We start from the raw sequence: 20154 nt of genomic DNA, 5'->3' as shown, positions 1-20154 counted from the left end.
TTTGGTATGCTATCTCCCGACAAATCATACAGATAAAAAATTACTAAAAAGTCAAGATTGATCTACCGTAAAAAATCCCGTATCTTGTGTTGAAAATAAACTTTAACTACTAAGTCTTGTGTTTATCCCTCAAATATCGTGGCATGTTTTTTGCTCGGTTCAAACGGTCTATGAACATAACAAAAGTGACAATGGAGCTATGCTGGCATGAGCGTAATTACTTCGACTCCCGGTCAAATTCAGGTGATTAAACGCACCGGAGATGTTGCTGCATTTGATGCAGAGAAAATTTCTGTTGCGATTGGTAAAGCTTTTCTTGCTGTGGAAGGTCAACAAAGTGCGGATTCGAGCCGTATTCACGACCGTATTACCCAACTGACGGAAATGGTACTGAACACTTTCACTCGCCGTTTACCTTCTGGCGGTACCATTCATATTGAAGAGATTCAAGATCAAGTTGAACTTGCACTGATGCGTACTGGGGAGCACAAAGTCGCTCGTGCTTACGTTATCTATCGCGATCAACGCGCAAGTGCCCGTAAAGACACAAATTCTAATCATCACCCTACCTTGCAAGTTACCGATGCAAACGGTCAGCTTCAACCACTTGATTTAAGTGCACTGCAAGCAACTGTAAATCGAGCTGCTGAAGGCTTAGAAGGTATTGATGTTCAAGCAATTATCGATGAAACCGTTAAAAACTTATATAACGGCGTAAAAGAAAGCGATATTGCTACCACCATGATGATGGCAACACGTACACGTATTGAACAAGAACCTAACTATACATACGTAACTGCACGTTTGCTTCGTGATGAGTTGGTAAGCACTGGCTTAGCATTCTTAGGTTTACCGGCCGATACAGCTGAAAACAATGCACTTGAAGCATTCTTGAAAAAAGGTGTAGAGCTTGATTTGCTTTCACCGGACTTGCTTAAGTTCGATCTAGAAAAACTAGCAGCAGCGATTCAACCGGAACGTTCTAACCAGTTTACCTATTTAGGTTTACAGACTCTATTTGACCGTTACTTCATCCATTCAAATGGCGTTCGCTTTGAATTACCACAATTATTCTTCATGCGTGTGTCAATGGGTCTTGCACTTAATGAGCAAGACAAAGAAGAGCGTGCAATCGAGTTCTATAACTTGTTGTCTAGCTTTGACTACATGGCCTCTACGCCTACCCTGTTTAACTCAGGTACATTACGTCCACAGCTTTCAAGCTGTTACTTAACAACGATTGGCGATGACCTTTATGACATTTATGGTGCAATGCGTGACAACGCGATGCTCTCTAAATGGGCAGGTGGTTTAGGTAACGACTGGACACCTGTACGTGCCTTGAACTCTTATATTAAAGGTACAAACGGTAAATCTCAGGGTGTTGTTCCGTTCCTTAAAGTTGCGAACGATACAGCCGTTGCGGTAAACCAAGGTGGTAAGCGTAAAGGTGCGGTATGTGCGTACTTAGAAACTTGGCACTTAGACATCGAAGAATTTTTAGAACTTCGTAAAAACACGGGTGATGACCGTCGTCGTACTCACGACATGAACACTGCAAACTGGGTTCCTGACCTATTTATGCAACGTGTGTTTGAAGATGGCGAATGGACGCTATTCACTCCGTCTGAAACTCCAGACCTACACGATTTAACTGGTGCTGAGTTTGCTGAACGCTATGCATACTATGAGTCTGTTGCGAAAGAACAGAACATGTTGCACAAGAAAGTACGTGCGAAAGACTTATGGCGCAAAATGCTTTCTATGTTGTTCGAAACTGGTCACCCTTGGATCACGTTTAAAGATGTTTGTAACTTACGTTCCCCACAACAACACGTTGGCGTAGTTCACTCATCTAACCTATGTACTGAAATTACGTTAAACACCAACCAAGACGAAATTGCAGTATGTAACTTAGGTTCGATCAACCTTGTTCAACACGTTAAAGGCGGCGTATTAGACCGTGAGAAGTTAGCGCGCACTGTTAAAACAGCAGTTCGTATGCTCGATAACGTTATCGACATTAACTACTACGCTGTACCACAAGCGAAGAACTCTAACTTGAAACACCGCCCTGTTGGTATGGGTATCATGGGCTTCCAAGATGCGCTTTACGAAATGGGTATGGCTTACGGTTCTGATGAAGCTGTGAACTTTGCTGACGAGTCAATGGAAGTGATTAGCTACTATGCAATCCAAACTTCAAGTGACTTGGCTGTTGAACGTGGTGCTTACTCAACATTTAAGGGTTCATTGTGGGATCAAGGTATCCTTCCAATCGACTCTTTAGAAATTGTTGCGAAATCTCGTCCAGAACGTATGTTTGAAGTTGACCGTACTCAACGTTTAGATTGGGACAGTTTACGTGCCAAAGTTCAAAAAGACGGTATGCGTAACTCAAACGTAATGGCGATTGCTCCAACTGCAACCATTTCGAACATTTGTGGTGTTTCTCAGTCTATTGAGCCAACATTCCAAAACTTATATGTGAAATCTAACTTGTCTGGTGAGTTCACTGTAATTAACCCTTACCTTGTTCGCGCATTAAAAGAACGTGGTCTTTGGGACACAGTGATGGTTAATGACCTCAAACACTTTGAAGGTTCAGTACAAAAAATTGCTCGTATTCCTGAAGAATTAAAAGCAATCTTTGCAACTGCGTTTGAAGTTGAGCCACGCTGGATTGTTGATGCTGCATCACGCCGCCAAAAATGGATTGATCAAGCACAATCTCTTAACCTTTACATCTCTGGTGCAAACGGTAAGAAACTTGACATCACTTATAAGATGGCATGGTTACGTGGTCTTAAGACGACTTATTACCTCCGTGCGTTAGGCGCAACATCTGCTGAAAAATCTACAATTAACACAGGTGCGTTAAACGCGGTTAAACCTGCAACTGTAGAAGCAGCAGCACCTGCGGCAGCTCCAGTCGTAGAAGCGAAGAAGCCTGAAGCAGTTGAAGAAGACGGCTTCACTCAAGCAGCTCCGGTTCCTATGGCTTGTTCAATCGACAACCCAGATTGTGAAGCTTGCCAATAACATTCAATAAAGTTGCTCTTTAATAAAAAGAGCAACTTTAAACGAGGTAAAGATTATGTTTTTTCATCTCAGCCATAACTATATGCTTGGTGTTGGAATCTTAATCTTTGCCTTTATTTTCTTTTATACGCCTATGGTTTACGCCTTTTTTAAAATCCGTAAACAACAGCGTAAGCAAAATAAGTTGTAGGGATAATGGACCAAAGGCCCAAAATTTGGTCATACATCAATAAAACTTAATTTTGTTTACACATTATGAGCGTATAGTAGTGACATCTTCGTTTAGAGATGTCGAACATAGATATATACAACGAAGAGAGAACAACAATGTCTATCCTTAGTTGGGACGATTTTGAAGATGATTCGCAAAAACCGGCTGCACCTGAACACAAGTCTGCGCCCGTCAACCCGGAAAAAACGCCTGATTCGCAGAATGTATCTGCTGCGCAGCCATCATCGCAGAGCGTGGCAGCTCCACAATCCGCTGGAACCCATTCCGTGCGATCAACAAATCCAACCGATTCAATGGCTCGAGCATCTGAAGCCTTAGAACATTTGGATGTTGCTCCTGGCCTTGAAGAGTTAGAAATGGGCGCGCAACGCGTTCAGGTTGACGACAAAGCCATGATTAACTGTCGCGCTGACTTGAACCAGCTTGTTCCATTTAAATATGAGTGGGCTTGGCAAAAATATCTAGATGGTTGTGCAAACCACTGGATGCCTCAAGAAGTGAACATGAACCACGATATCGCACTTTGGAAGTCTGAAAATGGCTTAACTGAAGATGAGCGTACGATCGTTATGCGTTCTTTAGGTTTCTTCTCGACTGCGGACTCTTTGGTTGCGAACAACCTCGTATTGGCAATTTACCGTCACATCACGAACCCTGAATGCCGTCAGTACATTTTGCGTCAAGCGTTTGAAGAAGCAATTCACACTCACGCTTACCAATACTGTATCGAATCTTTAGGTATGGACGAAGGCGAAGTCTTCAACATGTACCGCGAAATTCCATCGGTTGCGCGTAAAGCAGCTTGGGGCTTGAAGTACACTCAATCGTTAAGTGATCCTACTTTCCACACAGGTACGCCTGAAAACGACCAACGTTTACTTCGTAACTTGATCGCGTTCTACTGTGTTCTTGAAGGGATCTTCTTCTACTGTGGCTTTACTCAAATTTTGAGTATGGGTCGCCGTAACAAGATGAATGGTGTTGCTGAGCAGTTCCAATACATTTTGCGTGATGAGTCTATGCACTTGAACTTTGGTATCGACATGATTAACCAAATCAAGATTGAGAATCCTCACCTTTGGACTGCCGAGTTCCAACAAGAAGTGATTCAAATGATTCTTGAAGGTACGATGCTTGAAATCGAATACGCACGTGACACAATGCCACGCGGTGTATTGGGTATGAACGCGAGCATGATGGAAGAATATTTGAAATTCATCTGTAACCGTCGTTTATCTCAGTTAGGTTTACCAGAGCAATTTGCTGGTGTAACTAACCCATTTGCGTGGATGTCGGAGATGATGGACTTACGTAAAGAGAAGAACTTCTTTGAAACTCGCGTAACTGACTACCAAACTGGTGGTGCGTTAAGCTGGTAAGTTTTACTGCTTTCCCAAAAAGCCGCTCATCTAGAGTGGCTTTTTTATTACCAGAATTATTTAGGCTCAGCTCAAGCCTCATTTATTTATTCTTTATTCAATAAATATTTAATAATTTATATAAGACTGTTCTAACCTTAATCATATATAAGTTATATTCTTTTAATTTAAAAATAAATAATATAAAAATCTAAATAATTTATAAAAACAATTTAAAATACCAAAATAAAAATTATTGTTTTAAAAAGAATTTTAGCAAATAAATAAAATAAGGTGTCGGCTGACCCACTCTGGCTTTTAAACGAACGAAAACTCAGCCGACGGCTTAGATATACCAAATTATTATTACAAAAACTTATACCCCTACTATTATTTTACAAATCCGAATAAATACTCAAGTAAAAATATCACAAAATCTATCTATATTATTTTTGTCACTCTCTTTATTTAAAGCCATAGCTTTAAACCCTATAAATAAATTAAATTTATTTTAAAAACAAAAAGTTATAAAAATAGATATTTTAATTTTAAATAAAAATTATTTTATTTCAAAAAGATAAATCATTTTTTAAATACATATATTATTTTAATCTTAAAAATTTTTTATTAACTCAGCCCATTTTTTATGTTTAAAAATGTTATTAAAAATAATCGTATTTTTTATTTTGTTGATTTTGAATATATTTACAAACCTGCTATATCAGCCGTGACAAATTACACAACTTGACACCAAATAGCAAAAAATTAAATACTCTTTCTCAATTATGTGCTCTAAAACACATAATCAATAAATAGTAATAACAACATCTCAAACAAATCACATGGAAATAGATTATGTTTATTAAAAGTATTTTATCTTCGATTACTAGTATTATCCCACTTCCTGAAAATAGTAACACAAGCAGTAATTTAGGTAACGGCTCTGGTGACGGCCTACTTAATGGAATATCTTCCGGAAATGGTGAACACAACTATGGTATTGGCAATGGTATTGCCGATGACGCAAGCATTACCGCCCCAATTACCATTCCCCTCAACCTCTCTGGTAACTCAATTACTCTCATAGGCAATTCATCTTCAAATTCGGTGAATAGCTCTCCAACCACCACTTCAAATAACGTTAATGACAATGATGTAACAAATAATGGTAACGGCTCTACCATTGGTAGCGGTACAGGCAATGGCTCTGGTGACGGGCTTTTAAATGGCGCCGCTTCTGGTAATGGTGAACACAACTATGGAATCGGTAATGGTATTGCCGATGACGCAAGCATTACTGCCCCACTTTCAATTCCAATTAACCTTGCGGGTAACTCTATTACCCTAATTGGTGACTCATCTTCTAGTTCGGTCAACAACTCTGCAACCAATACATCAAATACCGTGAATGATAACGACACCACCTATAACGGCAATGGCTCAGGTGCTGGTAATGGTTCGGGCGATGGCTTGTTAAATGGAATTGGCTCTGGCAATGGCGAGCAAAACTACGGTATCGGAAATGGGATTGCGGATGACGCAAGTATTACAGCCCCAATTACGCTTCCTATTAACTTGTCTGGTAACTCAATTACTCTAATTGGCAATTCATCTGCAAGTTCTGTTAATTCCTCGCCAACTACAACGTCAAATACTGTGAATGACAACGACACCACCTATAACGGCAATGGTACTGGTGATAGCGGCGTGAGCGCTCTGGGTGATTCTGGCAATGGTTCAGGTGATGGCGCAGGTAATGGTATCGCTTCTGGCAATGGTGAACATAACTATGGTATTGGCAATGGCAACGGTGACGATGTTGATATTACTGCTCCGATTACCGGCGTTCTAAACTTTTCAGGGAACTCATTTACTCTCATTGGTAATTCTTCCTCAAGTTCAGTCAATACTGCGCCAACCACCACATCAAATACAGTGAACGACAATGACACCATTGATAATGGTAATAGCGGCGGCACAGGTAGTGGTTCAGGCAATGGCTCTGGTGATGGTTTACTTAATGGCGCTGCTTCTGGCAATGGCGAGCATAACTACGGCATTGGCAACGGAAATGGTGATGATGTAGATATTACAGCACCAATTACAGGTGTTTTTAATTTCTCTGGTAACTCTTTCTCGCTCATTGGCAATTCATCTTCTAGTTCAATTAATACTGCCCCAACTACAACGACTAATACAGTTAATGACAATGACGTGACTGTTAATGGAAATGATGGAGGTGGACTTCTTGGTGGAAGTTCTGGAAATGGCTCTGGTGATGGCCTGTTAAACGGCGCTGCTTCTGGCAATGGCGAACACAACTACGGTATTGGTAACGGAAACGGTGATGATGCAGATTTCACCTTCCCTCTTACTGGTGTACTTAACTTTTCCGGCAACTCGCTTTCAGGCTTTGGCAGTTCATCTAGTGACTCGGTAAATGTTGCCCCTACCACAGCAACTAATACCGTCAATGATAATGACACCATTGATAATGCCAATACAGGCGGCTTTGGTGACGGTTCGGGCAATGGCTCTGGCGATGGAATTTTAAATGGTGCAGCGTCTGGTAATGGCGAGCATAACTATGGCATTGGTAACGGAAACGGTGACGATGCAGACTTTACGCTTCCATTTACTCGCGGTTTAAATATTCTGGGCAATGCTTTATCTGGTATCGGCGGCTCTTCGACCGACTCTATTAATATTTCACCAACAACTACTTCAAACACAGTCAATGACAATGACACTACCAACAACGGTAACACTTCAGGTGGTGTGATTGGTTCTGGTGACTCAGGCAACGGTTCTGGTGATGGCTTATTAAATGGTATTTCATCAGGTAACGGTGAACATAATTATGGCATTGGCAACGGTAATGGCGATGATGTTGACGTTGTTGCCCCTATCACTACACCACTTAATGTATTAGGCAACTCTTTCTCATTTATTGGTGGTGAAGGTACAGGCGATATCTTAGGTCCGATTACTGGCGTTATTGGTGGTATTGGCGGTGATGGAGATATCCTAAGTCCAATTACTGGCATTATCGGTGGCATTGGTGGTGATGGAGATATCCTAAGCCCGATTACTGGCATTATCGGTAGCATTGGCGGCATCGGTGGGGATCTGGGCGATAACCCACTTACAGGTATTATTCAAAGCGGTATTGACGTTCTACAAAATTTAGAAAGTTTAAAAACAGGTTTGATTAATACAGGTATTGATACGATTGCCGGAACAATTATTGGTGTGTTCCCTGATGTAGAGCATCCTGTCGGTGATTTTGCAGACCTTGGAAAACTACTTTTCGAGACTTCACGCGATAGTGTTAACGGTACGCTTGAGGCTATTTCTGACCTTGCAGGCGCTGATCTTGAGGGCGCAAGTGGCTCGATCACTGGTGTAATTGATACCCTTATTACCAATGGTTCAACGGCATCTACCATTATTCAGCATATTGTAGGTGATGACCTAGTCACTGAAAACGGTGGCCTCTTGGGTTCAATCACCACGATTATTGGTGGCGTTGACAGCGGCGACGGTGGTTTACTGGGTGGCCTAGATGGCTTAATTAGCATTAACTATGGCGACTCAGACAATAGTAATTCTGTAGATGTAGAAGATATTTTAGGAAATATCCTCGGCTCGGTAGGTTCAAATCAAGGTATTGCTGTTGGTGAACCTGATCCAACGGGCGGTAGTTTGATTCATACGATTTCACTTAACACAGTAAATCAGTTAACTGACCAACTTTTACATGCTTTACCAACTGTCTAATGTGTTCGTAAAGATATAACCCCCTATAAAAGCACCTTTCAAATCTTGAGTTTGGAAGGTGTTTTTTATTAAAGAGCTTTTGACAGTAATACGCTCATGCTTATAGGTTATTAATCCAGATCTAAATAACCAAATACAGCCTTTTCAACTCGCTGTTGTAAATGATTTAAATCACTTTCCCCTACTATGCCTGCTGCGTTAATCATTCCTTTGCTTAAAGCAATTACATCTTGTGCGGCTGTCTGCGCATGTGAAACGCCAGAACGTTTAAACAGATCAGAAATTATGGTTTCAAGCTCGTGCTGATGCTCACTTTCCTCAATGTCTTTGCCAATGAGTTCAGAAGCAAATTCTAAGGTTCGTGCCAACTGTGGGCGGCTCAATTGATGTTGCACAGCGGCTTGTATAATGAGTTTTAGTTTATCTTTTAAGTCTGCGGCATCACTTTGCTGTATGACTTCAACAATATGATTTGAAAGTTTGGCGCGTTCACGTCGAATTAGCTCGACGATTAAAGCATCTTTAGAAGGAAAGTATTGATATAGGCTACCAATGCTTACGCCAGCAAGTTCAGCCACGGCATTTGTGTTAAATCCAGCAAAGCCTAAAGACTCCAGAATGCGAGCAGCCGCTTCTAAAATAGCTTCAAAGGTAGCCACTGATCGTGCTTGACGTGGGCGTTTGCGTGGATCTGGAAGTGTTTCTGACATGGCCCGAAATGCGAGTATTTAATGTGAGTAATCACTCATATACTGACTGAGTCATATTGGTATGACAAGTAAATGCTGTCGTTTCAGTTGAACTACAACTCGGCTCAGTCATGGAGTGGTTATGTCTAGAACCTATACTTTTTTTATTCATTTAAAAGCATTGCCTGCTTGGTTGGCTTTAGCTCGTGAAAAGCGGGCTGAGTTTAGTGCACAAAAGCTTGAACCTATTTTTGAGAAGTACCCAACTGTAAAAGTTCGATGGTATGACGTTGAAGCGTTTAGCACTAAAGCCAGTGATATTGCTGTGTTTGAGACAACATGTTTGCAAGATTATTATTTTGTGATTGATGCGATTCGAGACTCTGAGTTTTGTACAGTGCCCTACTTTGAGTTTGTAGAAATTATTCCTGCAATTGAAGATGGGTATGTGGAGTATGAGAGTTCTTTATAAAATACACATAACTTTTTATCAAACAAGTAATGCATTAAGCCAGTAATTTTATGGCTATGCATAGTAATAGCCATCGTAAAATCTAACTTTATTTTGTTCTTTTATATCTATTTAATATAGCTATTCTTTTTAAAAACTTGTTGAAAACTTAAAGGAATATTTTGTGTATTAGGAATATGCCCAAAGAAATGCTCATCTTTCGTTTGAAAAAAGATATCAAAGCTTTGACTCATATATGGATCGACCTCACTTTGTTTTTGATAAATTGGTGAAAGTCTATTGATATAATAATTGATCCAATCAACTTGTGTTGAAAATAGAGAATAATCTCTGAGATCAGAATAAAGCCTCTTCAAATTATCTGCAATCAAGTCTACATTTGGATGAAACAACCAAATAATAATCTCCATGGGAGAAACCTTTTTCAGTGTATGCTGAGATGTTTTATCAAATCTTTCAATTTTATATAATTGCGCACCTTCTTGACCATAACTAGAGCAAAGTAGTTTTCCATTATGAACTTGATCAAGGTTTTGACCTAATTCTAAGATACGTATTCTCTTAGAAATATCTAGACATTCAGGTAAAGTCTTTAGTTTAGACTTTGCTATATTTTTAAATATATCAACTGCTTGCTGAACAACATATGATTCTCCAGTACCAGTAATAATACCTTGTTCCCAAGCATATAATTTAGAATCATTCGTAGTAGAAAATTCTATATTTGAATCTTTATTCAAAGTTACTCTTTTATTGTCAGCTGCAACAATAATGCTATCGTTTAATTGAATAGCTATGATGAAAGTCATATTTTACGTAAAATAACGAGACATTTGATATACATTTATTTTAGGCTATATCAATGCAAAATTCTGAATATTTTTATAAAAATTGAGGTTATTAATGGCTGGTGGTTCTCAAATCATTATTAATAAAGATGGTATTACCCTGATTACGCCAGGGAAATTTGAGCCGAAAGCTGGACAACACCTTTTTAAAGGCGGTGAAAAAGCTAATTATTCTTTACCAGAGATCCCTAACGTTCAATCTCCTTTTAGTAATAAATTAGATGTTTATAATTTATTTCCTGATATATCTAATATCGAATATTCTGTTTTACATTCAAATGGACAAGTAAAAACTGGCTTCCTTGACCAGTATGGTAGGACTGGACGCATCAAATCTAATGAAAAAGAAAAGGTTAAAGTTCTGATCGGAGGCGATGACTGGCATTATTATATCGACAAACTAGGTGGAACTAAGAATGATGAAACATATATAAAATTCTTAGATTTCTTAGGGAATCCAATAAGTAATTTAGAGTTCCAAATCACTAATGACAACAATAAATTAATAACATCTTGTCGAACTGACCAAAATGGAGAAGCGAAATTTAGTAGCCCTAATGATGACTTTCCTATTTTATCTATTAAAAATTTTATAGATCAAACATATAAACCCATGATGCGTATTGAAAATAATTTTGTTCGAGAAATTATTTTAATTAGTCCTAAAATATTAAAAGAAATAGAATTATTGCCTGAAACAGAAGAAAAAGGCGATTATTTAAGAAGTAATTATTCAGAATAAGTTATATAGGAAAATTGAATCATGAGTGATGGAAATCAAAAAGTAAATCAAAATGGCAGACCTGTTTATTTATTCTCGCCAAGTCAAAAAGAAGCAGCTAGTACGGCCCAAGATACTTCAACATATATTGGTGTGTTAACTAACTCAACTAAACTGATCGAGAAAAATAACTTTGCTTGGGGACTTCTACATTCAAAAAATACTCCTCCGTTCAGCTTAGAACGTATTAAAAAATCTACCAATGCGCGTATGTATTTTTATAAACCCGATAATGTAGGAAATAAGGTATTTCGAGGAAACCCTAACACAAGTGTATCTAATGTAGGCGAAGTAGCAAAAAAGTTTGACAAAATAGGAGGTAAATTAGGAAAAGCAGGAGATATTGTAGAAATTGGAATATTGACCAGAGAACGTGATTCCAAAGGTTTAGTTGTAAAAGCGGCAACAATGACAGGCTCAACTTATGGAGAAGCAGGCGGATTAGCATTAGCAGGAAAAATATGTCCTAAACTAGCAAAAGGTACACCACAAAAAGCTGCACTTGTTGGTGCATCATGTTTTGGAGCACTGTTTTATTTAGGAAATAAAGCTGGAGATGCAATTGGAAAAGGAGCTGGAGAATCAAAAGTAGGACAAAGGCTTGGAGATTCGCAAGCTGTAGTGAGTGTTGTTAATGGTTTAGCAGACGCAGCAGATATATTGGAAGCACAAGAAAAGGCAAATGCCGAAGCGGAAAGACAAAAACAGCTTGAAAAAGATCCTATGTTAGAATGGCACATAATGGGAGCTGATTAACAATTAATTTGGACTAAAGATGAAATCGAAATTATTGATTATTGCTGGGTGTTTAATTTTATCTAATAGTTTTTTACTATCTGGATGTATCAAGCAACCTACGTCACAAAATCTTGTACAAGAAAAATCTTCAGAAGCTCTGAGATTATATGAGGAAGGACAAAAATATTTTTTAGGTAAAGATGTTAAGCAGAATTATCAAAAAGCTTTAGAATTATTTCAAAAAGCATCTGATCAAGGATTAGCTGAAGCACAAAATGATCTGGGGGGAATGTATTTCGAAGGTCTAGGAACAACCCAAGATTATCAAAAAGCTTTTAAATATTTTGATAGTGCAGCTAACCAAAAATTAGCAGCAGCTCAATATAATCTTGGCCTCATGTATGATAAAGGTCTTTATATTCAAAAAGATAGAAAAAAAGCCCTAGAGCTTTATGAATTATCAACTGAACAAGGTTACGCTAAGGCTCAATATAATTTAGGTAATGCTTATGCAAATGGAGATGGTGTCCCACAAAATAATACGAAAGCTTTAGAACTTTTCTCAAAAGCAGCACAGCAAAATCTTCCTCAAGCATCCTATAATTTAGGTAATATGTATGCAGACGGTGAAGGGGTTACCCAAGACAATAAGAAAGCTTTAGAGTATTTTACTAAAGCAGCTCAGCAAGGCTTTCCTCAAGCACAATATAATTTAGCTTATATGTATGAAAATATTTTCCCTGATTTGGAAAAGGCTAAATTTTGGTATATGGAAGCTTCAAAAAACCATATCCCTGAGGCTGATCAAGCATTAGAAAGGTTATCTACGGTTAAATAACATATAAATACTATAAAGAGTAACAATCACAAGTAAAGTCAATAGAATTCCTTGTATTTCTGAAAAGAAAATACTTAACCATGATAATCTATAGTTAAATTCTTTATTTGAAAGAAATAACTTAGCTTTATTAGGGGAATTCTTATTTATAAATAATTTTATTGTCTGATCTTTTACAGCCTTATTAAAAAGCTGTTTATTTTTTTCTTTAAAAGAATCACAACGTTCAAAAATATATATTTTATATATTCTAAAAAAAACTTGGTCTTGTTGAAAATAGCTTTTATTTCCATAATTATATTGATATGAAACTGCTAGATTTGCCATTTTATCCCCGCCTCGTCCCCAAGGGCTTGAGCACTTAATTTCATAATTTAAGATCTGAAATTTTTCTAGCCGCACCCAAGTTGGATGAGTTACATTAAAGATTTTTAACTTAGCAGCAGGAATACTTGTGCATAAAAAAATTAAAACAAGTAAAAACAATACAAGATAGAGACTACTATAGAAAAATTTATTCATAACTCAAAACTATAATAGATTAATTTTTAGCAAATGACTGATAATTATATACTATTAACATACAAATTAGTCCTCTATTATTTTTTAGACGTGACAGTAAGATATATAATTAAACCAATTAATACTAAAATTATTAGTTGGATTTCCAACATAAGACTGATCATCCAAGAGTTTCTAAATGATAAACCCTTTTTGGTTATTAATATTTTCGATTTCTTTGTGTCTGGTGAAATAAAAACTTTTAATTCATTATTTTTCTTTATCTTATTAAATATAGATAAATTTTGGCCTTTCATCTCATCACAGTTTTCAGAAATAAATAATCTATATACAACCAAAAAATCTTTTTCCTCTGATTTATAAACTTTATTTTGATATGTATATTGATACCTTATATCTCCGCGTGCACTTCTATCCATTCCTTTATGCCAATATTTTCTTTTACAATAGACGCTATAATCTAAAATTTTATAACCTTTTACTTCAACCCAATCAGGATGAAATAATTTAAAAACTTTTAATTTCAGATTAAAAGATGAAGTTAAAACTAATAGAATAAGAAAAACAGCTAATAAGGATAAAATAATTTTTATAAATAATTTCATTATTAATATATCTCAACCTAAATAATGACCCGCAAATTAATGTATAAAATAATATATAAATATATTGTATACATTCTTAGCGAGTAAATATTAGCATGAAAATAAAATTTTATTGAATAACTTTAAGTATAGTCACCGTATACTATTTTATTATTCCCCTCCCCCAAAACCTCTCCAACACCACATCTCTTTCATCCAAACGATTTGAGCTTAAAACCTGTAGCATCAGGCCATCTATAAGGTTTAAAACCATATCTGCATCGAATTTAAAAGTACGATTCTCACAGCTAAAAATCAGGTCAAAAAGTTCCCGATGTAGCCATTTTCGGTATTCAACTGCCATACGGTAGGCTTGCGGATATAGCCGTTTTATTTCAAAAACTGCTTTAAGCAGCAAATGATATAGGCTGTTTAAATTGGTATGTAAAACAATAATTTCTTTGAGTTTATCTTTTTGGGTGTAGTAACGGCTTGAGTAAATAATCGAGAGCACTTCTTCTTTGAGTAGGCTTTTTTGAAAGGCGATGCACATTTCAATCAGGCGTTCTTTGGAGTGGAAGTAGTTGTAAAACGTGGCTTTCGGTATTTTGGCTTCTTTGATAATGAGGTCCACGCCTGCATTATGAAATCCATGCGTGGTAAAGAGTTGGATGGCGGTTTGGACTACCTGTAATTTTTTGGAAGATATTTCTAAAGTTGGCATCGTTTTACCGTTATAAATTCTTGTTGTTTCTAAATGAGATAAAAAGCCTGTGCCCTTTCTGGGAGAAAAAAAGGCACAGCAAAGCCGTAAGACGGTGCTTGGCACATCTCAAGTGTTATTGTTGATATAAGTTTTTAGCCGTAATGACTTAAAGTCTGAAAAGCGGTTAAGCCTTCAAACTGTTTAAAGATGAATTAAGTGGTGTCGTTATAGCTTTTGGCGCTTAAGGCCAAGAAATGGTGGATGTGCATAGCCAACTCCTGATTTTGGGAGTTCTGCCAAAGCATTCATTTGGAATTATGGTGGCAGAACGAAAGAGGGTTGACAGACTGGCTTCGAGAACCCAGCACGCACAAAGGCGTCCCCCTTCCGTCCTACCGCTACAAAAAGGGAGACGAGTGGGTCTACATCAAAAAAACGAGTTTTTTCAATGTTCTCAAAGATCAGCCTGTCAAAGCCGGCTGGCAATGTGGCCAGCACGCAAAGCATAATCTGAGAGCTGAGATGTGTCAATGTGGCTTTAATGACAAGTGTTTAAATTTCTTATTGTTTTTCATTAGATTAACTTAATTATAATTTAAGATATTATATTTAATTGTATTTTTAAAAATAAACAGAAGCGATCCGTGCTTATTGATTTCTTAATGAGTCTTTTATTATGAAATAACGAAATGATAAGTAGGATTAGACAGTCTCTGTCTGCCCCACTTGGTGATAAGCACGGTTAAAGTAAACCAAACTTTGGTCATGTTGGCTTTGTTTAATCGCCACAATCGGGCATATAAAAATCGTGTGTGTGCCGACTTGTTGAATTTGCTCAATCTCACAATCGAAGCTCACCAAAGCATCTTCCAACACAGGTGCGCCTGTTTCTAACTCAATCCATTCGCCATGTTTAAAGCGTTCTTCGGGTGTGAGCTTAGATGAAAATGCTTTTGAAATATGTTCGTGGTGCGCGCCTAACACATTTACGGTTAAGATTTTGTTATCTAGGAAATGTGCATGTGAACTCGCAGCTTGGTTCATACAGACCAATAATGTCGGCGGTGTGTCAGTCACACTACAAACAGCAGAGGCAGTAAATCCAAAACGGCCAGACATGCCTGCCGTGGTCACAACACTAACCGCACTTGTGAGTAAAGACATTGCATTTCTAAAGTCTGTTGCTTGAACCATGACATTATTCCTAAATTGAACCGTACCTTTTCCTGTGGGTTTGCTATACCGCCCAACTCCATCAGGAAGGTACTATCGACATGCGTTCTGATTAGAGCGACATGTAGTAAGTAAAATGAGGGTTACTTGTTTGATTATCAACCACCATCAAAAAAGTAACCCTTTATACCACTTATTGGTAAATATTAAGCAGTAAGATCAAAACCCGTAAGTTCTCGGCGAACGATTTCTGCACCTGCACTTAAAGCATTTAGCTTGCCGCGTGCCACTTCACGAGAAAGAGGCGCCATACCGCAGTTTGTGCACGGGTAAAGCTTGTCTGAATCTACAAACTGAAGCGCTTTACGTAGTGTGTTGGCAACTTCTTCCGGTGTTTCAATCTGGTTCGTTGCAACATCAATTGCACCCACCATGACTTTTTTACCACGAATGAGTTCAAGTAAGTCGATTGGCACACGAGAGTTGTGACATTCTAACGAGATGATATCAATGTTAGAAGTTTGAAGTTTCGGGAAAGCTTCTTCGTACTGGCGCCATTCTGAACCGAGTGTCTTTTTCCAGTCAGTATTGGCTTTAATACCGTAACCATAGCAAATGTGCACTGCAGTTTCACATTTTAGACCTTCAATTGCACGCTCTAAAGTTGCAATACCCCAGTCATTTACTTCGTCAAAAAACACGTTAAATGCAGGTTCATCAAACTGGATAATATCTACACCAGCAGCTTCTAACTCACGCGCTTCTTGGTTCAAGATTTTGGCAAATTCCCAAGCAAGCTTTTCACGGCTCTTGTAGTGACCATCATAAAGCGTATCAATCATGGTCATTGGGCCGGGTAACGCCCATTTAATTGGCTGATCAGTTTGCTGACGTAAAAACTTTGCATCTTCAACAAACACAGGCTTTTGACGAGACACCGCACCTACCACAGATGGTACGCTTGCATCGTAACGGTCACGAATACGAACTGTTTCGCGCTTCTCAAAATCTACACCATTTAAGTGTTCAATAAATGTCGTCACAAAGTGTTGGCGGGTTTGTTCGCCATCGCTGACAATATCAATGCCTGCAAGTTTTTGTTCGTGAAGTGCTAAACGTAACGCGTCTTTTTTACCTTCGACTAAGCCTTCGTTTTCGAGTTTCCACGGCGACCAAAGTTTTTCAGGTTCTGCAAGCCAAGACGGTTTTGGTAAGCTGCCAGCAGTTGAAGTCGGTAATAACTTTTTCATAATAAATGACCTATATGTTGATTAATTAGGAGCGTAATTCGCAGACCACTGCTCAAGAATCGCTTGGTATGGTTTGATAAATTGCTCTTCAACAAACTTCCCCTGCTCTATAGCCAGACGGCTACGTTCTTCACGGTCATACACAATTCGAGTAAGTGAATAATCTTGGTGCTTCAAGCTTGGTTGATAAGACTTTCCAGCCACTGAATTTGCATTGTAAATTTCAGGACGGTAAATCTTTTGGAAGGTTTCCATCGTACTAATGGTACTAATCAACTCAAGGTTGGTGTAATCACTCAACAAATCGCCAGTAAAGTAGAACGCTAACGGCGCAACGCTATGCGGCGGCATGAAATAGCGAACCTTTAAGCCCATTTTTTGGAAATATTCATCGGTTAATGAATAGTCTTCTTGCTTGTATTCGACACCCAAAACAGGATGTTCGTTTTCAGTACGGTGATACACCTTACTTGTTGAAACGCTTAAGCAAATGACTGGTGCCTTTTTAAAGTTGGCTTTATAAGTCTCAGAGTTAATAAAGCTCTTAAACAAGTTGCCGTGCAATTCACCAAACTTTTCTGGCGTGCTAAACGTAGACTTGTTTTTGTTGTGATCTAACAACAGCACACTAAAGTCATAGTCACGTACATAAGACGAGAAGTTATTACCTACAATGCCTTCGATGCGTTCATTGGTCTTTTTATCAACAATATTGGTTTTCAATATTTCGATGAGAGGAAGCCCGCTAGTACGGTTTTCGGCATCAATGTTCATTTCAACTGAAATGATTTCAAGTTCAACGCCATAGCGGTCGCCCTTAGGGTTGTCCCAATGAGCTAAGGCATTGAAACGATTGTCGATCATCCGTAATGTGTTGCGCAAATTTTCTTCGCGGCTCATCCCTCTCGCCAAGTTAGCAAAGTTGGTTGTAATACGCGTATTGTCTGCTGGACGATAGTTCTCATCGAAACAAATACTCTTAATCGTAAATGTAAATTCTTTACTCATTGTGATCAGTACCCTAATTTCTGAGATAAACCTAAAAAATCTTTTTGCTCTTTTTGAACTTTCCAGCCTTGTCAGTTTTGTGCCTGTTGGTCTTATCAAAAGTGAATAACTGGAGCGCTTCAGAGCATGGATAGATTTATACCGCAATCACAACATGAATAAAAATGATTTAGTCTCATTCAAAACTGAGTAGAATTCATGTTTAGGGTTTTATAAATAAGTATGAAGTTAAATATTTTTCATCTTAGGGAATTTTAGATGGTACAAACGAGACATACGGTACTCTCGTTTTAATGTCTGTAATTTTTATAATTAATGATTATTTTCAATTAATTAAATCATTTTTCTTTGAATAAAACAGATAAGCCTAAAGCAATTTATGTTGACTCTCATTCATCTCTGCTTTTAGCCATTCTAAAAATAGGGTTTTGCGTGGATCTTCCTCAAAAGCACGATGAGAAAGTAGAAAATAGGCTGAACCATCTTGAACGACTGGTGAATTTTTTTGCAGTAAGTTCCATTCAAGCTCTTTTTCAATCATATAAATTGAGATGACTGTCGCGCCAAGTCCCGCCAAACAACCTTCTAAACATAAATAAAAATGTTCGAGTTCAACTTTGGTGTAGCCTTTTAAACTTTGCTTTAGCTCAGCAATGCGACTCATACTTTTGAAAAAATTTGGTCTAGAGGTCGAAATGAGTACGTCGTTGGTTTCCGATGGCTTGGTTGATTGAACTAGAGCGATATATTCATCGGCAATTTTTTCGCTATAAATATGCTCTCCCCAATCAAAGTCATTTCGGCGAATCGCGATATCAATATTATCTTTTTCAAAATCGACCACGCCGCCTGCTGTGAGTAGCACAACCTCAAAATCATGACCGAGCTTTTTAAATTTTGATAAGCGTGGAATGAGCCATTTCATAGAAAGAGTCGGTTCACACGACAAAACCAGTTGCTTGTTTTCGGTTTCGGATTGGCTGAGTTGTATTAAACATTCATCGAGTTGACCAAAAACTTGATGGCAACAACTCAATAAAGTTTCACCCTGCTCCGTCATCACAAGTGTTTTATTTTTTCGGTCAAACAAAGTCGTATTTAAAGCTTCTTCTAAATTATAAATCTGTTTACTGACCGCACTTTGCGTCACAAATAATTTCTTTGCAGCTAAAGTCACGCTGCCATACTTCGCTACAAAATAGAAAAATTTTAATGAATTCAGCGATATTCTTTCAATCATTCCAAAAACTCATAGTTATGTTGTCGTTTTTATCGATTTTTATTTTTAAGTTTCTGTTCAAAATAAAAATCATCTTTATTAAAACCTATTTTAGATGATGAAAAATATTTTAAATATCTATATCTATCTTCATAAATGTAAAGACCCAATCTTTCTCACGAAAAGAATAATAGCTTTCAGTAAAACAGCTCTCCTCTTGAATACATTCCAAAAAGTACAGATAAAACCGTTCGTTTTCAATGAGGGTGCAAGATAATGGCTGAGTTTATTGCGGTTATTCTCATTACGATTTTGGCAGTAGTAAGCCCCGGAGCAGACTTCGCGATTGTTACTAAAAATAGTTACTTGTACGGTCGAAAAATAGGTGTGTTCACTTCACTTGGAATATCGCTTGGCGTGTTGGTACATGTAACCTATACGTTAGTTGCCGTTGCCTTTGTGATGACTTATACGCCGCAAATTTTGACTATTGTTAAGTACATTGGCGCACTTTACCTGATCTATATTGGTTATAAAACCTTTACGCAAAAACCTGTTTTAGATGCTGTTGCTTTAAACGCTATAGGCACTTTTCAAGCCATAAAATACGGCTTTTTTACCAATGCCCTGAACCCTAAAACCACGCTATTTGTGATTAGTACCTATACCCAAATTGTGAGTTTAACCACGCCTGAAAGCATTCTTTTAGCTTATGGCTTTTTTATGTCATTTGCCCATTTTATATGGTTTTCACTGGTGGCTGTGCTTTTCTCTTCAATGCTCTTAAGACAGAAAATGTTAGCCAAACAAGCTCAGATTAATAAGGTAATTGGTTCTATTTTATGTGTGTTGGGTGTGATTCTGCTTTTTACTAAGTTTCAGTAGAGCTAGTTAATTTTTAAGAAACTTTTTTA

18 protein-coding genes are annotated in these 20154 nt (G+C 37.8%); 9 read left to right on the top strand and 9 right to left on the bottom strand.

Features of this window, described 5'->3' with window-relative positions; genetic code table 11:
• Window positions 1-207: 207 nt before the first annotated feature.
• From GO593_RS09915 to GO593_RS09900, 4 genes are all read left to right on the top strand, one after another.
• Window positions 208-3042 carry a ribonucleoside-diphosphate reductase subunit alpha gene (locus tag GO593_RS09915; protein WP_000111540.1) on the top strand — a complete coding sequence of 945 codons (2835 nt, stop codon included), beginning with the start codon at window positions 208-210 and terminating at the stop codon, window positions 3040-3042.
• Window positions 3043-3097: 55 nt separating this feature from the next.
• On the top strand, window positions 3098-3232 hold the full coding sequence (locus GO593_RS09910; RefSeq protein ID WP_000465010.1) for a hypothetical protein: 135 nt from the start codon (window positions 3098-3100) through the stop codon (window positions 3230-3232).
• A gap of 137 nt (window positions 3233-3369) precedes the next feature.
• The gene (locus GO593_RS09905; protein WP_000025826.1) at window positions 3370-4653 is read left to right on the top strand and encodes a ribonucleotide-diphosphate reductase subunit beta; all 1284 of its coding nucleotides are present in this window, start codon (window positions 3370-3372) and stop codon (window positions 4651-4653) included.
• Window positions 4654-5487: 834 nt separating this feature from the next.
• Entirely contained in the window at window positions 5488-8412 is a 2925-nt protein-coding gene (locus tag GO593_RS09900; protein ID WP_000470108.1) for a beta strand repeat-containing protein, read from the top strand.
• A gap of 110 nt (window positions 8413-8522) precedes the next feature.
• On the opposite strand, the gene GO593_RS09895 is transcribed toward GO593_RS09900, so the two are convergent.
• A complete protein-coding gene (locus GO593_RS09895; RefSeq protein WP_000005239.1) occupies window positions 8523-9122 on the bottom strand; it encodes a TetR/AcrR family transcriptional regulator in 600 nt (199 codons plus the stop codon).
• A 121-nt stretch (window positions 9123-9243) separates the two neighbouring features.
• On the opposite strand from GO593_RS09895, the gene GO593_RS09890 reads away from it, so the two are divergent.
• Window positions 9244-9573 (top strand): darcynin family protein, encoded by a 330-nt coding sequence (locus tag GO593_RS09890; protein WP_000091887.1) that lies wholly within the window; start codon window positions 9244-9246, stop codon window positions 9571-9573.
• 107 nt (window positions 9574-9680) lie between these two features.
• Here the strand turns inward: GO593_RS09890 and GO593_RS09885 are convergent, their stop codons facing one another.
• Window positions 9681-10382: a hypothetical protein gene (locus GO593_RS09885; protein WP_000142788.1), complete on the bottom strand. Its 702-nt coding sequence runs from the start codon at window positions 10380-10382 to the stop codon at window positions 9681-9683.
• A gap of 94 nt (window positions 10383-10476) precedes the next feature.
• Here GO593_RS09885 and GO593_RS09880 point away from each other — a divergent pair, with 94 nt between their 5' ends.
• The 3 genes from GO593_RS09880 to GO593_RS09870 are packed head-to-tail and all read left to right on the top strand — an operon-like array spanning window position 10477 to window position 12778.
• A complete protein-coding gene (locus GO593_RS09880; protein ID WP_000897075.1) occupies window positions 10477-11163 on the top strand; it encodes a type IV secretion protein Rhs in 687 nt (228 codons plus the stop codon).
• A gap of 21 nt (window positions 11164-11184) precedes the next feature.
• Complete coding sequence (locus GO593_RS09875; RefSeq protein WP_001279524.1) at window positions 11185-11958, top strand: hypothetical protein; 774 nt, start codon at window positions 11185-11187, stop codon at window positions 11956-11958.
• 19 nt (window positions 11959-11977) lie between these two features.
• Window positions 11978-12778: a tetratricopeptide repeat protein gene (locus tag GO593_RS09870; RefSeq protein ID WP_000837521.1), complete on the top strand. Its 801-nt coding sequence runs from the start codon at window positions 11978-11980 to the stop codon at window positions 12776-12778.
• Here the strand turns inward: GO593_RS09870 and GO593_RS09865 are convergent.
• The 7 genes from GO593_RS09865 to GO593_RS09835 all read right to left on the bottom strand — a co-directional run bounded on the left by GO593_RS09865 (window position 12761) and on the right by GO593_RS09835 (window position 19261).
• Window positions 12761-13300 carry a hypothetical protein gene (locus tag GO593_RS09865; RefSeq protein WP_001031810.1) on the bottom strand — a complete coding sequence of 180 codons (540 nt, stop codon included), beginning with the start codon at window positions 13298-13300 and terminating at the stop codon, window positions 12761-12763. The two genes, GO593_RS09870 and GO593_RS09865, sit on opposite strands and share 18 nt — an antisense overlap.
• 77 nt (window positions 13301-13377) lie before the next feature.
• On the bottom strand, window positions 13378-13905 hold the full coding sequence (locus tag GO593_RS09860) for a hypothetical protein (protein ID WP_000765187.1): 528 nt from the start codon (window positions 13903-13905) through the stop codon (window positions 13378-13380).
• 142 nt (window positions 13906-14047) lie between these two features.
• The gene (locus tag GO593_RS09855) at window positions 14048-14608 is read right to left on the bottom strand and encodes a TetR/AcrR family transcriptional regulator (protein WP_001142565.1); all 561 of its coding nucleotides are present in this window, start codon (window positions 14606-14608) and stop codon (window positions 14048-14050) included.
• 684 nt (window positions 14609-15292) lie between these two features.
• Window positions 15293-15784: a flavin reductase gene (locus GO593_RS09850; protein ID WP_000249482.1), complete on the bottom strand. Its 492-nt coding sequence runs from the start codon at window positions 15782-15784 to the stop codon at window positions 15293-15295.
• 185 nt (window positions 15785-15969) lie between these two features.
• Window positions 15970-17013: a methionine synthase gene (locus GO593_RS09845; protein ID WP_000735357.1), complete on the bottom strand. Its 1044-nt coding sequence runs from the start codon at window positions 17011-17013 to the stop codon at window positions 15970-15972.
• 21 nt (window positions 17014-17034) lie between these two features.
• Window positions 17035-18021 carry a DUF1852 domain-containing protein gene (locus GO593_RS09840; RefSeq protein WP_000031355.1) on the bottom strand — a complete coding sequence of 329 codons (987 nt, stop codon included), beginning with the start codon at window positions 18019-18021 and terminating at the stop codon, window positions 17035-17037.
• A gap of 367 nt (window positions 18022-18388) precedes the next feature.
• A complete protein-coding gene (locus tag GO593_RS09835; protein WP_000572817.1) occupies window positions 18389-19261 on the bottom strand; it encodes a LysR family transcriptional regulator in 873 nt (290 codons plus the stop codon).
• 255 nt (window positions 19262-19516) lie between these two features.
• On the opposite strand from GO593_RS09835, the gene GO593_RS09830 reads away from it, so the two are divergent.
• Window positions 19517-20125 (top strand): LysE family translocator, encoded by a 609-nt coding sequence (locus tag GO593_RS09830; RefSeq protein WP_000807300.1) that lies wholly within the window; start codon window positions 19517-19519, stop codon window positions 20123-20125.
• The last annotated feature ends 29 nt before the right edge of the window (window positions 20126-20154 follow it).

The organism is Acinetobacter baumannii, assembly GCF_009759685.1.
In the GTDB taxonomy this organism is placed as follows: Bacteria; Pseudomonadota; Gammaproteobacteria; order Pseudomonadales; family Moraxellaceae; genus Acinetobacter; species Acinetobacter baumannii.
The sequence above is the reverse complement of the archived record's forward strand: the minus strand, read 5'-3'. Positions and strand labels throughout refer to the sequence as shown.

Excerpts from the sequence above, each read along its gene's own strand:
- GO593_RS09890 (WP_000091887.1), top strand. The coding sequence starts at position 9,244 with ATGTCTAGAACCTATACTTTTTTTATTCATTTAAAAGCATTGCCTGCT.
- GO593_RS09875 (WP_001279524.1), top strand. The coding sequence starts at position 11,185 with ATGAGTGATGGAAATCAAAAAGTAAATCAAAATGGCAGACCTGTTTAT.
- GO593_RS09835 (WP_000572817.1), bottom strand. The coding sequence starts at position 19,261 with ATGATTGAAAGAATATCGCTGAATTCATTAAAATTTTTCTATTTTGTA.
- GO593_RS09870 (WP_000837521.1), top strand. The coding sequence starts at position 11,978 with ATGAAATCGAAATTATTGATTATTGCTGGGTGTTTAATTTTATCTAAT.
- GO593_RS09895 (WP_000005239.1), bottom strand. The coding sequence starts at position 9,122 with ATGTCAGAAACACTTCCAGATCCACGCAAACGCCCACGTCAAGCACGA.
- GO593_RS09865 (WP_001031810.1), bottom strand. The coding sequence starts at position 13,300 with ATGAATAAATTTTTCTATAGTAGTCTCTATCTTGTATTGTTTTTACTT.
- GO593_RS09905 (WP_000025826.1), top strand. The coding sequence starts at position 3,370 with ATGTCTATCCTTAGTTGGGACGATTTTGAAGATGATTCGCAAAAACCG.
- GO593_RS09880 (WP_000897075.1), top strand. The coding sequence starts at position 10,477 with ATGGCTGGTGGTTCTCAAATCATTATTAATAAAGATGGTATTACCCTG.
- GO593_RS09900 (WP_000470108.1), top strand. The coding sequence starts at position 5,488 with ATGTTTATTAAAAGTATTTTATCTTCGATTACTAGTATTATCCCACTT.
- GO593_RS09845 (WP_000735357.1), bottom strand. The coding sequence starts at position 17,013 with ATGAAAAAGTTATTACCGACTTCAACTGCTGGCAGCTTACCAAAACCG.
- GO593_RS09915 (WP_000111540.1), top strand. The coding sequence starts at position 208 with ATGAGCGTAATTACTTCGACTCCCGGTCAAATTCAGGTGATTAAACGC.
- GO593_RS09855 (WP_001142565.1), bottom strand. The coding sequence starts at position 14,608 with ATGCCAACTTTAGAAATATCTTCCAAAAAATTACAGGTAGTCCAAACC.
- GO593_RS09910 (WP_000465010.1), top strand. The coding sequence starts at position 3,098 with ATGTTTTTTCATCTCAGCCATAACTATATGCTTGGTGTTGGAATCTTA.
- GO593_RS09840 (WP_000031355.1), bottom strand. The coding sequence starts at position 18,021 with ATGAGTAAAGAATTTACATTTACGATTAAGAGTATTTGTTTCGATGAG.
- GO593_RS09860 (WP_000765187.1), bottom strand. The coding sequence starts at position 13,905 with ATGAAATTATTTATAAAAATTATTTTATCCTTATTAGCTGTTTTTCTT.
- GO593_RS09885 (WP_000142788.1), bottom strand. The coding sequence starts at position 10,382 with ATGACTTTCATCATAGCTATTCAATTAAACGATAGCATTATTGTTGCA.
- GO593_RS09830 (WP_000807300.1), top strand. The coding sequence starts at position 19,517 with ATGGCTGAGTTTATTGCGGTTATTCTCATTACGATTTTGGCAGTAGTA.
- GO593_RS09850 (WP_000249482.1), bottom strand. The coding sequence starts at position 15,784 with ATGGTTCAAGCAACAGACTTTAGAAATGCAATGTCTTTACTCACAAGT.